This window comes from Geminicoccaceae bacterium, assembly GCA_020638465.1.
Taxonomy (GTDB): Bacteria; Pseudomonadota; Alphaproteobacteria; order Geminicoccales; family Geminicoccaceae; genus JAGREO01.
Map to the genome: position 1 here is coordinate 989894 of JACKIM010000001.1, position 16025 is coordinate 1005918.

General features: G+C 64.5%; 14 protein-coding genes. 6 read left to right on the forward strand and 8 right to left on the reverse strand.

Going from position 1 to position 16025, the window contains the following annotated elements; all coding sequences use genetic code 11:
• Positions 1-9: 9 nt before the first annotated feature.
• The 4 genes from H6851_04695 to radA form a co-directional block, all read right to left on the reverse strand.
• Entirely contained in the window at positions 10-693 is a 684-nt protein-coding gene (locus tag H6851_04695) for an SDR family NAD(P)-dependent oxidoreductase (protein MCB9942901.1), read from the reverse strand.
• A 3-nt stretch (positions 694-696) separates the two neighbouring features.
• A complete protein-coding gene (locus H6851_04700; protein MCB9942902.1) occupies positions 697-2169 on the reverse strand; it encodes an amidophosphoribosyltransferase in 1473 nt (490 codons plus the stop codon).
• Between the two features lie 76 nt (positions 2170-2245).
• Positions 2246-2827 (reverse strand): CvpA family protein, encoded by a 582-nt coding sequence (locus H6851_04705; protein ID MCB9942903.1) that lies wholly within the window; start codon positions 2825-2827, stop codon positions 2246-2248.
• An 80-nt stretch (positions 2828-2907) separates the two neighbouring features.
• Positions 2908-4275, reverse strand: a complete 1368-nt coding sequence (gene radA / locus H6851_04710) for a DNA repair protein RadA (GenBank protein MCB9942904.1) — start codon at positions 4273-4275, stop codon at positions 2908-2910.
• A gap of 178 nt (positions 4276-4453) precedes the next feature.
• Between radA and modA the strand changes: the two genes are divergently transcribed.
• The 6 genes from modA to hslU all read left to right on the forward strand — a co-directional run bounded on the left by modA (position 4454) and on the right by hslU (position 9906).
• Positions 4454-5251: a molybdate ABC transporter substrate-binding protein gene (modA, locus tag H6851_04715; protein MCB9942905.1), complete on the forward strand. Its 798-nt coding sequence runs from the start codon at positions 4454-4456 to the stop codon at positions 5249-5251.
• A 16-nt stretch (positions 5252-5267) separates the two neighbouring features.
• Entirely contained in the window at positions 5268-5936 is a 669-nt protein-coding gene (modB, locus tag H6851_04720) for a molybdate ABC transporter permease subunit (GenBank protein ID MCB9942906.1), read from the forward strand.
• A complete protein-coding gene (locus H6851_04725; protein MCB9942907.1) occupies positions 5929-7092 on the forward strand; it encodes an ABC transporter ATP-binding protein in 1164 nt (387 codons plus the stop codon). Before modB ends, H6851_04725 begins: the two co-directional genes overlap by 8 nt.
• A 446-nt stretch (positions 7093-7538) precedes the next feature.
• On the forward strand, positions 7539-7769 hold the full coding sequence (locus H6851_04730) for a hypothetical protein (protein ID MCB9942908.1): 231 nt from the start codon (positions 7539-7541) through the stop codon (positions 7767-7769).
• 275 nt (positions 7770-8044) lie between these two features.
• On the forward strand, positions 8045-8602 hold the full coding sequence (hslV, locus tag H6851_04735; GenBank protein MCB9942909.1) for an ATP-dependent protease subunit HslV: 558 nt from the start codon (positions 8045-8047) through the stop codon (positions 8600-8602).
• Positions 8599-9906 carry an ATP-dependent protease ATPase subunit HslU gene (hslU, locus tag H6851_04740; protein MCB9942910.1) on the forward strand — a complete coding sequence of 436 codons (1308 nt, stop codon included), beginning with the start codon at positions 8599-8601 and terminating at the stop codon, positions 9904-9906. The genes hslV and hslU overlap by 4 nt, the downstream gene beginning before the upstream one ends.
• 42 nt (positions 9907-9948) lie before the next feature.
• On the opposite strand, the gene H6851_04745 is transcribed toward hslU, so the two are convergent.
• The 4 genes from H6851_04745 to H6851_04760 form a co-directional block, all read right to left on the reverse strand.
• A complete protein-coding gene (locus H6851_04745) occupies positions 9949-11214 on the reverse strand; it encodes an alginate lyase family protein (protein MCB9942911.1) in 1266 nt (421 codons plus the stop codon).
• On the reverse strand, positions 11214-12629 hold the full coding sequence (locus H6851_04750) for an HlyD family efflux transporter periplasmic adaptor subunit (GenBank protein ID MCB9942912.1): 1416 nt from the start codon (positions 12627-12629) through the stop codon (positions 11214-11216). Before H6851_04750 ends, H6851_04745 begins: the two co-directional genes overlap by 1 nt.
• Entirely contained in the window at positions 12626-14476 is a 1851-nt protein-coding gene (locus H6851_04755; protein MCB9942913.1) for a glycosyltransferase, read from the reverse strand. Before H6851_04755 ends, H6851_04750 begins: the two co-directional genes overlap by 4 nt.
• A 101-nt stretch (positions 14477-14577) precedes the next feature.
• Positions 14578-15996, reverse strand: coding sequence for a hypothetical protein (locus tag H6851_04760; GenBank protein ID MCB9942914.1), 1419 nt, complete (start codon positions 15994-15996; stop codon positions 14578-14580).
• Positions 15997-16025: the final 29 nt, after the last annotated feature.

Below are 16025 nucleotides of genomic sequence, written 5' to 3' on the forward strand. Positions count from 1 at the left end.
AACGGAGGATCAGGACCGTTCCGCGGCCAGAAGTTCCAGCACTTTCGCTGCGGCTTCCCGCGGATGCGGCCGGGCATCGTCAGCGTCGCCCGGATAGGCGGCCCGTCGCAGCCGGGTGGCCATCGGACCCGGATCCAGCCACTTTACCCTGATGGCAGTTTTCTCGACCTCGGCAGCATAGGCCGAGGCGATCGCCGCCAGAGCGTTCTTGCTCGCGGCGTAGGCAGCCCAGAACGGCCGCTGGCTCGTCGCATTGCCGTCGGAGAGAAACACCAGCCGCGCCCCGTCGCTCAATCGGAACAGGGGATCGAGGCTGCGGATCAGCCTTTGCGCCGAAAGGGCATTGACCGCCATCACCCGCGCCAGGGTGGCGGGATCGAGCTGGGCCGTCGGAGTGAGCGGCCCGAGTTCGGCGGCGCAATGGACGAACCCGTCGAGCCGACCGAACCGCTGACCGATCGACAGCCCCAGCCGGTCAATGGAATCGCCGTCGAGGACATCGAGCGGCAGCAGGGTGACATCAAGCCCGTCGGCCCGCATCTCGTCGTCAAGCTCTTCAAGCGCCGCCTTGGTCCGCGCAAGCGCGATGATCCGCGCTCCAGCGCGGGTTGCGGCAGCGGCTACGGCCCGGCCAAGCCCGCGGCTGGCGCCGGTGACCAGCACGACGCGGCCCTTGAGCGATGATGATGACATGATCTAGTTGCCCTCAAGCATGAAGGTGAGTTTCGGCCGGGCATCGCCGCCATCATGATCGCGCAACGCCGTCGGATAGTCTCCCGAAAAGCAGGCATCGCAGAATTGCGGCGATCCCTGGTTGCGTTGGGCCTCGCCCACAGCCCGGTAAAGTCCGTCGAGCGAAACGAATGCGAGGCTGTCCACGCCGATCAGCGTCTTCATCTCCTCAATGCTGTGGCTGAACGCGAGCAACTGGCTGCGTTCGGGTGTATCCACACCGTAAAAGCAGGAATGCATGGTCGGAGGGCTGGCGATGCGCATGTGTACCGCGGTGGCGCCCGCCGCCCGGACCATGGCGACAATCTTGGTCGAGGTGGTACCGCGCACGATGCTGTCGTCGACGAGGACGACCGACTTGCCTTCCAGGGTGGCCCGGTTGGCATTGTGTTTCAGACGTACCCCGAGATGGCGGATGGTGTCGGTCGGCTCGATGAACGTGCGGCCGACATAGTGGTTGCGAATGATGCCGAGCTCGAAGGGCCTGCCCGCCTCCTGGGCATAGCCGATGGCTGCCGGCACGCCGCTGTCCGGTACGGGAACCACGACATCCGCATCGGCAGGTGCCTCTCGCGCCAGTTCGATGCCGATACGCTTGCGCACCTCGTAGACGCCCCGCCCTTCCATCACGCTGTCGGGGCGGGCGAAGTAGACATATTCGAAGACGCAGAAACGCTGCGGGACGGCACGGAACGGATGGATCGATCTCACGCCGTCGCCATTGACGATGACGATCTCGCCGGGCTCGATCTCCCGCACGGTCTCCGCTCCGAGAATGTCGAGCGCACAGGTCTCCGATGCGAGGATGTGCGCGTCACCCAGCCGGCCGAGCACGAGCGGCCGCACACCCAGCGGATCGCGCGCGCCGACGATGCCGTCGTCCATCAGCGCGACCAGCGAATAGGCCCCCTCGACCTGGCCCAGTGCATCGACGATACGGTCGATGGTGCTGGTCTTGTGCGAACGGGCGATCAGGTGGACGATGACCTCGGTGTCGGTCGTGGACTGGAAGATGCATCCCCGGTTGACCAGTTCGCGCCGCAGCGTGAGCGCGTTGGTCAGGTTGCCGTTATGGGCGATCGCCATCCCGCCGAACACGAAGTCGGCGAACAGCGGCTGAACGTTGCGCAGCATGCTTTCGCCGGTCGTCGCATAGCGCGTGTGGCCGATGGCGGCATGCCCCTTGAGCTGGTCGACCACGCTCCTGCGCGAAAAACTGTCGCCGATGAGGCCCGTTGCCCTGTGGCTGTGGAAATGGCGCCCATCGAAGGAGACGATGCCTGCCGCTTCCTGACCGCGGTGCTGCAGGGCGTGCAGGCCCAGCACGGCATGCGCGGCAGCGTCCTCGTGATTGAACAGGGCGAAGACACCGCACTCTTCCTTGAGCTTGTCATCGTCGTCGGTCCTGCCAGACGAAGAGAACGGGAAACTGGCCATCGATACTCCTTCGGCGGCGTCACGGTATGGCTGGCACCCTTGTCCCCGGATCGAAGCATTTCGACCGGCAGGACATCTAGTTCGCCGGCAAGCCGGTTCCGGTAGTACCGGTTCCGGAATCGCGGGCACGTTCGAGAGTCGTGTTCACGGCTTCCTGTGAGCGAGCCATCAGGTCGTCGGGAACGTATTGTGCCAGCCAGGCGGTACCTTCCTCCACCTGTGGCAGGGTTCGCGCGCCTGTTACCCAATCGGGAAACTGCTCGCGCGGCATCAGTTCCGTTGCCACGAGATATCCCGCACAGACAATGAGCGCACCCCGGGCGAAACCGAAGACGAGCCCGAGCAACCGGTCGATCGGCCCCAGCGCACTGCGGGAAATGGCATTGGCAATGGCACCGCCGATGAGCTTGAATACGACCAGCGGAATGAAGAACACGAGAAAACCGGTGCCGATATCGGCAATGAGATCGTTATGGACGGCATCCAGCACCATCGGGCGAAACTGACTGAAAGCATAGGATGCTACGGCCAGCGCACCGATCCAGCTCGCGAGGTTGAAGATCTCGCGGACGCCGCCGCGCATCAGCGACAGCAGGGCCGATGTTCCGACAATCAGGATCACACCGACATCGAAGATGGTCAAACCCAGATCATTCATGAACCGTCCGCTTCTCTTGCCACGTTCATACCCAACCGTTCTGGCCCAACCGTTCTGGCGACTTTCGCCATCCGGTCCGCTCAGACGAGGTCGACAAGGCCGTTCAGTCGGGACAATTCCACCTGGTCGATGGGTCCCCTTGCGCCTTCATCACCGCGCCTGGGCGTGATCGCCCGGCCAAACCCCAGCTTTTCGGCCTCCCTGAGACGGGAGTCCCGCCGGCTCACGGGTCTGACCTCGCCAGCCAGGCCGACTTCGCCGAACAACACCGTATCCGCCCTGACCGGCCGGTCGACCAGTGACGAAACCAGCGCTGCCGCGACTGCGAGATCGGCCGCAGGTTCCTGCACCCGCATTCCGCCAGCGACGTTGAGATAGACGTCGCGACCGCTCATCACAAGTCCGCATCGCGTTTCCAGCACAGCCAGAAGCATTGCCAGGCGGTTGCTGTCCCAACCGACCACCGCCCGCCTGGGAGTGGCGAGAGGGCTCGGCGCGACCAGCGCCTGTATCTCGACGAGGATCGGCCGGCTGCCCTCGATGCCGGCGAAGACGACGGTTCCGGCCACCGCCTCCTCGCGGGCGCCAAGGAACAATGCCGAGGGATTGCCCACCGGAACCAGCCCGGCCTCGCGCATCTCGAAGACGCCAATCTCGTTGGCGGGTCCGAAACGGTTCTTCACGGCCCGCAGGATGCGGAACTGAAGACTGCTCTCGCCCTCGAAGTAAAGGACGGTGTCGACCATGTGCTCCAGCACGCGCGGTCCGGCAATCTGCCCGTCCTTGGTCACGTGCCCGATCAGCAGCAATGCCATGGCATGCCGCTTGGCGAACTGGATCAGCCGCTGCGAAGCGGCGCGCAGCTGGCTCACCGTGCCCGGTGCGCTTTCGATCTCGCCGACATGCATGGTCTGGATCGAATCGATCACCAGCAGTGCCGGCATGGCTTCGCCGCGGATCGCACCCAGCACTTCCTCAACCGAACCCGAAGCCGCCAGCTCCAGCCCCGACGCATTGCTGCCGTCGATACCGAGTCGGGTCGCGCGCAGGCGGATCTGCGCGATCGATTCCTCGCCACTGATATAGACGACACGATGCCCGGCCATCGCGAGAGCGGCAGCGGCCTGGAGCGTCAGCGTGGACTTGCCGATGCCCGGATCTCCGCCCAGCAACATCGCCGAGCCCGGAACGACGCCGCCGCCCAGCGCACGATCCAGTTCATCGATGCCCGTCGACAGTCTCGGTGCCGGCCGGTCCTCGCCCGACAACCCGACCAGTTCGAGCATGCCGGCGCGCCGGCGCGTCCGGTCGGCCTCCTTGCGCGTCGCCGCCTCGACGATCTCCTCCACCAGCGTGTTCCACCCGCCGCAGCCGTCGCAGCGCCCCGCCCAGCGCGGATGCACCTGTCCGCAGTTCTGGCAGACGAACATGCGATGCTGCTTGGCCATGAGTGCCGATCCGCTGGTGGTGGACAAGGGTTGACGAACCGCGACCTATAGCAGATCGAACCGCATGTGAAGCAACCGATGGTTGGCGACAATCCCGAACTCACACCCTTGACAATCCACATCCGGCAAACTGACAAACTGATTGCAGGATTTCGCCGTTCACCGGAAGGTCGGTAACATGAAGCATCGTCGTCTCGTGGCCTTCGCCGCGGCCTTCCTCGTGCTGTGCGCCGGCCTGCTGCCCGCGCGTGCGCAGGAACCGGCGCTGGTGGCCGCGGCTTCGAGCCTGCAGTATGCCCTGGCCGGGCTGGCCACGGCCTTTGCCGCACAAGGGCATCCGGCGCCACGGCTCGTCTTCGGCTCGTCGGGCAATATCAGCCAGCAGATCGCCCATTCGGCACCCTTCGAACTGTTCATGGCGGCCGATGAAAACTACATCGCGGATCTGCATGAACGGGACCTGGTCGACCGGCGCGGCACGGTCTACGGGCTGGGCCGGCTCGCCATCTTTGCCGTCAGCGGGTCGCCCGTCGCGGTTGACAGCAATCTCGATGGCCTCGCCCGGTCCTTGAAGGACGGCCGGCTGCGCAAGCTGGCGATCGCCAATCCCGAACTGGCACCCTACGGACGGGCCGCGATGGAAGCGCTCGACGCCACCGCCCTGACCGACCATGTCCGCGATCTGCTGGTTTATGGCGAAAATGTGGCCCAGGCGGCACAATTCGCCGCCAGCGGCTCCGTGGATGCCGGTTTGATCGCCGCCAGCCTCGCCACCAGCCCGGCGATGCGCGGGACCGGCAGCTTTGCCATCGTCGACGAGGCCCTGTACGCCCCGATCCGCCAGGCCATGGTCCTGACGCGCAATGCCGGCGACGAGGCCGAGGCCTTCTTCGCCTTCGTCCTGGGCGACGAGGGTCGCGCCATCCTCGAACAAAACGGTTTCGGCGTACCCGGTGCTGCTGCCGATGGCGGCTGACGGCGGCTCTTCCCTGATGGACTGGCAGGCGCTCGTCCTGTCGCTTGAACTGGCGATACTCACCACCCTGATATTGTTGCCGGTTGGCCTGCTCTGTGGCCGGGCGCTCGCCTACGGGCGCTTCCGGGGCCGCGCGCTGGTCGAGGCCCTCATCCTCCTGCCCCTCGTCATGCCTCCCACGGTCCTGGGCTTCTACCTGCTCACCGGTCTTGCCGCCACCGGCCCTGCCGGTCGACTGTGGCAGGCGCTCACCGGCGGTACCCTCGCCTTCAGCTTTTCCGGCCTCGTGCTCGCCTCGGTCATCGTCAATCTCCCTTTTGCGATCCAGCCGGCACAAAACGCGTTCGAAGCCATCCCCCGCGATCTGCGCGAAGCGGCCGCCTGCTGCGGCATGTCACCGCTGCAGGCCGTCCGGCGTGTCGAATTGCCTCTGGCCTGGCCCGGCATCCTGACCGGACTGATCATGAGCTTCGCCCATACGCTGGGCGAGTTCGGCGTCGTGCTGATGGTCGGCGGCAGCATTCCCGGCGAGACCCGCACGCTGGCCATCGCCATCTACGACCGCACCCAGGCCCTCGACATGCGGGCCGCAGGAACCATGGCCACGGCGCTGATGCTGATCTCGATCCTCACCGTCTCGACCACCCTCCTGCTTTCGCGCCGCAACCGCCGCCGACATGTCTGACAACGCCGCGACCGTCCGGCTCGAACAGGTGGCACCGATTCCGCTCGATCTGTCCATCAAGATCGCGGCGGGCGAGCTGCATGCGCTGGTGGGACCGTCCGGCAGCGGCAAGACCACCATCCTGCGCGCGATCGCCGGCCTTCAGCGCCCGGCGCGGGGCCGCATCGTGATCCATGGCGACACCTGGATGGACAGCGACGACGGCCGCCACCTGCCGGCGCACCGGCGTTCCGTCGGCTTCGTGTTCCAGTCGTTCGCCCTGTTCCCGCACATGACGGCACTGGAGAATGTCGCCGCCGCGTCGGGACTTCGACGCAGGAGCCAGCGCCTCGAACGGGCGCGGGAACTGCTGGAGCGCGTTCACCTCGCCGGGCTGGACCGCCGACGGCCATCGGAACTGTCCGGCGGCCAGCAGCAGCGGGTGGCCGTTGCCCGCGCACTCGCCCGCGAACCGCGCATCCTGCTGCTCGACGAGCCCTTCAGCGCGGTCGACCAGGTGACCCGCCAGCGCCTCTATCGCGAACTGGCGGAACTGCGGCAAACGCTGGCCATACCGATCCTGCTGGTCACCCACGACCTGCAGGAGGCCATGATGCTGGCCGATCGCATGACCGTGATCCAACGTGGCCGGTCGTTGCAGTCGGGCGAGCCGATGGCACTGGTGCGGCGACCGCTCGATGTGACGGTGGCCCGCCTGCTCGGTCACCGCAACATCTTCGATGGCCGGCTCGTCCGCGACGGGCGGGATGGCGCGCTCCGGATCGCCTGGAATGGCCATCGTCTCGAACTGGTGGAACAACCCGAAATGCCCGAAGGTTCGCCGGTGGCCTGGCTGGTGCCCCCCAGCAGCGTGCTGCTGCACCGGCGCGACCGCCCCTCGCTCGGCGAACGCGAAAATCCGGTGGATGCGTGCATCCGGAACCTGACCTTCCTCGGCGACGACGCGCATGTCGTCCTCGATGTCGGTACCGCACAGCCGCTGGCCCTGACCATCGGCGCGCACGCGGCCCGGCGCAACGGCCTCCGCACAGGCGCCGATGTCCGCGTGTCCCTGCTGGCCGAAAGCCTGCACGTCATGCCACCGGACGGGTCGGCGGATCCGGATGCTCCCGTGATGTCGAACATCAGGAATCCGTCCACCAAACGGACAGGTTGAATGTCTTTTCGACACACGCTCTGTCGCATCATCTTATTTTTCAACTAATAGTTGTATGCATTTGAGAATCGCAGTAATTTGCACACTGCGCATCGACGCGACATGACCGGCTGTTGCAACAATACATCGGCATTTCATGTCGTGTTGCAACAGTTGATTCTAGTCTTACTTTCGGACTCTGGTCCTCTTTAAAGAAGATTGCATCATCCATGCTGACGAGTTCCGGCATGGATCAAATTTTATGTATTTTACCATCAAAGAACCTATGTCCTTTATTTGATATTCAACCATTCGTTAATTTTGTCATTGCCTCATTCAATTCATTAAGCTACTGTTAACTTGTCAAGTCAGACGGTGCCTCCCTCCCTACTCGCCCCCGGCAAGCTCCGGCTTGCGGGGGCGCCTTTTTCCGAGGCTGTATTTCCATTATTGATTGAGGAGCCAGCATGAACACTCATCATGCCGTAGCCAATGAGCTCGACCCGTCGGCAAGCGATGATCTCGCAAACGACAATCTGCGCCACGAAGGGCAGCCCCACGCCATGACCGGACAGGAAGAGGCCATCATCAGCGCGGCCGTGCTCGTCGCGACCGCGTTCCAGTTGCGCGACGAGGAAGCCCTGATCCAGACCCTGCGAAAACTGGCCGATGAAGTGGACAACCTTCGGGCCGACTGAGACGGCTTCATTTCCTTACGCCCTGCCCCCGGATCCCCGTTCTCCTTCTGTCCCTGCCGTGGATCCGGGGGCCCGCGCGCCCGCCCGCCTTGAAGAGTGCCGCGCGGCATCCCACATCCGGACCCAGATCGGACGGTTCACCGTCCTCATGCATCGCGGGGTTGTCGGAAGCATTCCTGATCGCCAGGGCGATTATCCCGGGATAGCGAAACTTTCAGTCCGGTAGTTCGACGATCGTGACGATCGTTTTCATGCCGTGACGATTGCGGGGATTCATGGAGGAAACCAGACAGGCCGGCTGGCATGGCACGACGATCCTGTCCGTGCGCAAGGCCGGCAAGGTCGTAATTGCAGGCGATGGCCAGGTCAGCCTCGCGCAGACCGTCATCAAGGCCAACGCCCGCAAGGTGCGCCCGCTCGCGGGAGGTTCGATCCTCGCCGGATTTGCCGGCAGCACCGCCGATGCCTTCACGTTGCTGGAGCGACTCGAAGCCAAGCTCGAACGTCATCCGGGCCAGCTCACGCGTGCCTGCGTCGAGCTCGCCAAGGACTGGCGTACCGACCGTTACCTGCGCCGGCTTGAAGCGATGATGGCCGTTGTCGACAGGGAAGTCTCGCTCGTGCTCACCGGCAATGGCGACGTGCTGGAGCCCGAGGACGGACTGATCGGCATCGGTTCGGGCGGCAATTTCGCACTCAGCGCCGCCAGGGCGCTCATCGATATCGACGGTATGGATGCCGAGGCCATCGCCCGCAAGGCAATGGGCATTGCCGCGGATATCTGTGTCTACACCAACCGCAATGTTGTGCTGGAGTCGATCACCGCATCATGACAGCCCTGACCCCAAGAGAGATCGTCTCCGAGCTCGACCGTTTCATCGTCGGACAGAATGCGGCGAAGCGGGCGGTGGCCATCGCCCTGCGCAACCGCTGGCGGCGGCAGCAGCTCGATGATTCGCTTCGCGAGGAGGTCCTGCCCAAGAACATCCTCATGATCGGCCCCACCGGCTGCGGCAAGACCGAGATCGCCCGGCGTCTCGCGAAACTTGCGCAGGCCCCCTTCCTCAAGGTCGAGGCGACCAAGTTCACCGAAGTCGGCTATGTCGGCCGCGATGTCGAGAGCATCGTCCGCGATATCGTCGAGATCTCCATCAAGCTCACCCGCGACCAGCTGCACAAGGAAGTGCATGCCAAGGCCGAGCAGCAGGCCGAGGAACGGGTTCTCGATGCGCTGGTCGGAAGTTCCGCCGGCAAGGAGACCCGTGACAAGTTCCGCCGGATGCTGCGCGACGGCCAGCTGGCCGACAAGGTGATCGAGCTCGACGTGGTCGAAAGCCAGGGCAGCGGCATGCCGACCTTCGATATCCCGGGCATGCCCGGTGCGCAGCTCGGCATGGTCAATCTGGGCGACATGCTCGGCAAGGCCCTGGGCCAGCGGACCACGCGCAAGAAGATGAAGGTTTCGGAGAGCTACGACGTGCTCGTGGCCGAGGAGGCCGACAAGCTCGTGGACGAGGACCGCATCCGCCGCGAGGGCATCGAGGCCGCCGAGCAGAACGGCATCGTCTTCATCGACGAGATCGACAAGATCTCGGGACGGGAGGCCAAGGGCGGCGATGTCAGCCGCGAAGGCGTCCAGCGCGACCTCCTGCCCCTCATCGAGGGAACGAGCGTATCGACCAAGTACGGTTCGGTCCGCACCGAGCACATGCTGTTCATCGCCTCCGGTGCCTTTCACCTGAGCAAGCCCTCCGATCTGCTGCCCGAACTGCAGGGCCGGCTGCCGATACGCGTCGAGCTGGACGCGCTCAGCCGCGGCGACCTCAAGCGTATCCTTGAGGAGCCGGAGGCGAGCCTGTCGCGCCAGTACGTGGCCCTGCTGGCCACCGAGGGCCTGACACTGGAGTTCACGCCCGAGGCAATCGACGAGATCGCCGGCCTTGCCCACGAGATCAACAATCGGGTGGAGAACATCGGCGCGAGGCGATTGCAGACAGTGATGGAAAAACTCGTCGAGGAGATCAGCTTCACGGCATCCGACCGCGAGAAGGAAACCGTCATCATCGACCCCGACTACGTGCGCCGCCAGGTCGGCGAACTGGTCAGGGATGGCGACCTCTCCAAGTTCATCCTCTGATCGGAACGGATCACGGGACTGGCCGCCATCGACCGATGGCGCTCAGTCCCCTTCCCCGTCCATCTTCTTCTTCTGCCGGATATCCCCGTCTGCATCGCTACCCGGATTGTAGAAATAGAGCGTGGCATAACCGCCAGCACTGCGGTTGAAGACCGGACGGAAGCTGGCGACCCGCCGTTCGATGCGCGGATCATCGAAATGCGACAGCCACACTTCCCCCCATGACAGATATTGCCCATCATCCATGAAGTGCAGGTCCTGGGCGGTCACGCCCTTGATCTTCACCTCTTGCGGCGCCACCTGCATCGAGATCGCCCGGTCGACGGCGTCGGCGAGCGTGTGCCCGCCGATTTCAAGATCGAATGCCGGATATCCCTGCCGTTCGATCAGTTGGGCGATGTAGACGAGGTAGAGTACAGCGTAGTTCTGGTAGTGCACCGCCAGCTTCCCGCGCCGGAATTCACGCGGCAGGGTTCCGTCCGCCGTGAGTTCCGAGACCGCGGAATAGATGGCCGACACGCCGAAGCGGAACAGGTCGTCGTCGGATGTGAGAATTCCGATCATCGTGGCATGCAGCGCGCGACGATAGAAATGGTTGTTGCAGCAACTCTGGCTACCGCCCTCGATACTGATGTGATTGCGGGAGATGCGATTGAGCCAGGCATCGATCTTCCGTTCCTGACTTTCCACGTCTGGTAACCGTCCACGAACGACAGAATAGGCCAGGGCGGTGGTGAACATCATGTCCTCGATGTTGTACCAGGCCTGACGGTCGTCGGAATTGTAGTGGAACTGGCTCAGCGCATCGGCATCGGCCCATCGGGCAAGGACCTCGATCAGACAGTGGCCGTAATAGGACTCATCGATTGCAAGGGAAGCGGCGGCCAGCGCGCTGATCGCATCTTCATAGGCGAACAACGGCTTGATCGCCTCCCGCCACTCGTCGTGATTTGAATAGTACGCCGGCATGCGCAACTTGAAGTCGATAATGGGAATTTGCTCGACAGTCTTGCAACCGGGAGCGTCCTTTGTGACCTGTTCGATGGCCTCGTGCAGCACCGGCGAGCGGGTTTCGGCGAGAAGCCGGCGGCGGGCGTCGACGTCGAAGTAGCTCCTGTCCGGATCGGTGACGCGATACTCGCTGAGATCGAGGGCCCGCCGCTGTTCCAGCGACAGCGCGTTGGCGGAAGACATCGATGCCGCAATTGCGAAAAGGACGATAGCCGGGAAGCCCGCCGCCGCCACGATCAGCCGACGAATGGGGCGCCCGCGCCGGAAGGTGCCGACGGGCGAACATGGACCGGACATCAGCTGCCACCGGTCATGCGGGTGAGCGTTGGCCATGACGTGAAATAGACCTTCATCGGGACACCGACGAGGCCGGCCGGAAGCGGCTTCGACGGTACCAGTTCGACACTGGCGAGACTCTGGTCCTGCGCCACCCATGCGGGGAAGCCGGAGCGCGGCCCGCGGTCGGGATCGAGGCGCACCGAAAGCACCCGCGCCTCGACCATCTCGCCGGTCTGCGGCAATTGCAGATAGGCTTCGTCATGCGGTTCGATGGAGGCGACATCCGACATGTGGACGAGCGCGACAACGCTCATCATGGACGGCTCGGTGCGGATCAGGGTGAATATCTGCTCGCCCTTCTCGACCCATTCGCCTCCCGGCACGGCCCAGGTGACCTCGCAATCGCAGGGTGAGAACAGCCGGTTGGCCTGCTGGCGATGTTCGAGCGCGGCGAGCCGGATGCGACTGACCTCAAGATCGGCATGGCTGGCCGTCGGCACCGTCGAGGCCAGCTCGACCGGCTCGGGCGCACGCAGCTGTGCCAGCGAGACGCCACCAGCGCCTCGCGGCGAAGCGATGACCCGGTCGACCGGCCCTGCGCCATCGGTGCTGGCAGCGGCCACCGTCATGCCCATGCGCCGGTATTCGGCGGCGGCCAGGGCGACATCGGCCTGCAGGGTGGCGTCGATGACCTCGGACAGCCGCTGGTCGGGCTGGACCATCGTGCCTACCGTAAGGTCGTGCGCGGCCAGGCGCCCTTCGGACGGGGCGCGGATGTCGATGCGCGGAGCGGTCAGTGCCGCGAACCGAGACTCGGTGACGGCAAGGCGCTGGAAGAGCGACGTGACCAGGAAGGAGAACATCACCAACGCGCCAAGACCGATGGCCGCATAGCGCGCATGGCGTTTCCACGGCACGGCCTCGTCCCGTTGTTCCTCCTCTTCCTCCAGGTCCTCGACGCGCTGGCGCCTTTGCCGCTCGGTCTGCGCGTCGGAGGGAAGAAGCAATCCTTCGAAGGTGATCAGCTGTCCCGAAAGGAAGGCGCGGATGGTCTTGCGCAGAACCTCCCGCTGGGCCTCGTCCATCGAGGTGATCTGGAAGGTCTGCGGCTTGCCGTCCTGTCCCCCGGAGACGACATGGCACTCGACGTTGAAGGTCAGTTCATAGCCCTTGAACATCAGCCGCAGCCGGCAATCGAGGGTCTCGCCCGTTACGGCCGCGACCAGCGGTTCGACGATGGCGAAACCATCGAGGGACAGGTCGCGGCCGCTGATTGTCCGGCCGTCGTGTTCGACGACAAAGGGCATGGGCACCCGGACGAACTGCCGTTCGCCTCGCTGCTCGGGCACAATTCTCGAAATCGGGGACCGTTGCTTCTGCGGAACGGATTGCCGCGGAGGGAGCAGGTATTCTGCCGGAATTTCTCGCTTCATCGGGATATCTCCCCCGAATTTCGTACAGGTCGGGCCAATGCGGCCGGTTCGGAATATTCGACATGTGCATCTTCGATGCAGGGTTCGGCATGTTCACACGTCAGCCGCCCCGCAAGGACCAGATTCGTCCGGTCGGCACCCGCGCCACGCAGGACCGTCACGCCAAGGTCGATGGGCTCGGTCGATTGCAGCACGAAACGGCCGGGCGGCAGTTGCAGCTGCGGACGGCTGGCGGCACGGGCAATCGCCGCCCGCAGCCAGTAGTCGTCGGAAGCGGCCACTTCCACGCGACCGCTTACGAGGGTGAACATGGCGGTATCCGGAATGGTCAGCACGCCGGTCATGAGCGCCAGCGCATAGACATATCCGGTGAACTGGGTGACATGCATCCCGTGGCCGATCAGCCGCTGGCGAAAGCGCTTCAGGGGATCGGCGGGCTCGCCGGCAACGATGTTCTGCCGCGTCCACTTCTGCTGGTTGACGCGAAACGTCACCCAGGTCTTCACCAGTGCCCCGACGATCTGGTTGTAGTAGAGCAGCACGGGCCAGAGCGGCGAAAACCGGTGACGCTGCAAGCCCAGCAGCACCGAGGCGAACACCCGTGTCATCATGATCCAGCAAAGATACCCCAGCAGGAATGGCCGGCTGTGGGCGACCGTCAGCATGATGGCAACGATCGGCCCCGTGAGCGAGGTCCACATCGAGATGCGCTGGTCGACCAGCGACCACCAGGTGAACAGGCCCATCTTCCGCGGCCCGAGTGCTATCGCCCGGCCGTTGTTGCGCAGCATGTTGCCGTACCAGCGGCGCATCAGGCCGATGCTGCTCGCGAAGAACCGATGGCGGTCCGGCAGCTCCTCGAAGCCATAGGCCACGACATCGGGCACGTAGAGCATCTCCCAGCCCTGTCGCAGCAACCAGAACCACGTGCTCTTGTCGTCGCCGGAAAGGAAGCGGAAGCGGCCGAAACGCCAGTGGTCGATGCAGTCGCGCTCCACATGGCGGATGAAGTCGCGGTCGCCGACGATCGACCCGCGAAACACGCTGAAGCGCCCGGTCAGCACCAGAAGCCGCCTCGACAGCGCCATCGAGCTCATCACCAGATGCCGCTGGGCATAGCGCAGGTCGTACCATTCGCGTGTCCAGCCATTGCCCTTGACGAAGCCGCGATTGTCGGTGGTGATCGCTCCGAGCCGGGGATTGGCGACGAAGAAGGAAAGGCTTCGTTCGAGGGCATCCGGCGGCAGGAAGATGTCGCCATCCATGAATATCACCAGCGAATCCGGGGATGGCAGGTCGCGGGCGATCGCCCGCGCGGCCTCGCCCATCGCACTGCGCTTGCCGTCCCCCTGCTGGAACATGAACCGGATCTCGATATTGCCGGGGTGGCCATGCATGTCCAGCACATGCTGCAACATGTCGACATCGCTCTGGTCGGTGATCGAGGCGATGATCCGGGCCGGTGCCCCATAGCGCATCAGCGCGGTGACAAGACCGCTGTAGACCTTGAAGCTGGTCGCGGCTTCCACGCGATAGGACGTGATCAGCACGTAGATTTCAGGCGCACGCGCGGCCTGCTCCACCCGATCCGCGTCTTTTCTCAATCTGGGGAAGGTATGGTTGAGGAAGATCGTCGACCGGACGACATGGACGCCCCACCAGCCATAGCGCCAGATCGACAGCAGGCCGATGGTGACGATGAAACCCTGCGTTCCCGCGCCATCGACGACGCGCGGAAGGTTCAGCGCGACAATCGCGAACAGGATGGCATAGGCCGCCGCGACGGCGATGCTCAGTCGCCTGCCGGCGAATACCGGCTTCAGATCGAAGGTCCTGGAAAGTTTCACCTGGTCCGCCCGCCGGGTTCGAGAACAGCGATTGCCGGCGATTCGGCCCCATCGCAGGAACATTCCCGAACTGGTTATAGATCCCGGATGTTGACGGTCGGTTAAGAGCGGGTGAGGACCACGAAGACGATGGCCAGCCAGCCCAGGGCCAGCAGGGTGAAAGGCCCGTTCCAGCGCCAGGTGAGGACGGTGGACGGGATGCCGGTGATGCGGGAGAGCATCAGCGATCCGGTCGCGTTGGGTGCCGCCGTCATGGTCAGCCCCCAGCCGCTGGCCAGCGCGAAGGCGACCAGCGCGTGATCGGCAGGCGGCGTCGGGAACGCACTGATCACCGATCCGAGAAAGACCACCATCATCACCGGACTGAGTGCTATCTGCCCCGCCAGGATGATCAGGATCGGCAGCGCCATGAGGAACAGCGCCGGGTCGATCTGGTTGCGGCCCAGCAGGGCGGCGATCTCGTCGGCCGGCGTCAGGGCTCCTGCGACCACGCCGATGAAGCCCGAGGCGCCGAGCATCACGCCTTCGCGCACGCCCGCCGGCAGCCCCACCAGGACGACGTGCCGCCAGCGCTGCCCGACCGCCAGCAGGCCGCGGGCCGGGCCGAGCGCCCCGTTCTGGACGAAGACCCAGATCGACAATGCAATCGGTGCGGCGAGCATCAATGAAGGGACAATTCCCACATTGCTTGATAATCGGATTATGAAGACCAGTGCCAAAAGCATTGCAACAATGCCGGCCAGGTGGTGGAGGGTGCGGGGCGCGAGTGCTGAAACCGCAACGGGAGGGCGCGGGGCGGTCCGGCGATAGCGGAAGCGGTCCTCAAGCCAGCCCAGCACCATCATCACCGCGGCGGTGACGACACCCAGCGTGACCGCGCGCACATGGTCCGCGCCGGGAAACAGCGAGATCAGCAGCGCCTGCGTGACGGACGAGGGTGCCCAGACGACAATCCACGAGAATCCGCGGATCATCGCCGACAACTGGCGCCGCTCTCGGATCGCCTTGACCCGTTCGTCTCCGTCGCTGGCCTTCACGCCTTCCTGGATCAGCGGTGCCAGCAGGCTGATGGCGCCGAAATTCAGGATCATCCCGAACAGGTGACTGCCGGCATGAATGGCGAGGTAGCGCCGTTGCGGCGGTTGCCGGGTCAGGTGAAGACCGCAGGCGCGGATGGCCTGCGAGGTGATCGCCGCCTCGCGCAGCAGCCCCAGGATCTGGATAAAGGAGGCCAGGAACACCGCCTGGTCAACCGCGCGCGCCAGTACCTCGCCCTGATGGCGAAGGACCAGCCAGACAGCCATCGCGGCACAGATGCCCACCAGCGCGCGTTCGCGCAGGCCGGTGCGCGGCATGGCGAACACGACGAATGCGAGGCCGGACGTCCAGGCGAGATAGCGCAGGGTCGCATGGCCGATGAAGATATGGGCGAGTTCGAAGGCAAGCAGCGCCGCGATGGCGACGCTGAGCCAGCTCCATCGGGGCAGGTTCGGGGAGTTGTCTGTCACGACGTGAGACATGCCGCTTTCGCGGATGGACTGCAAACAGT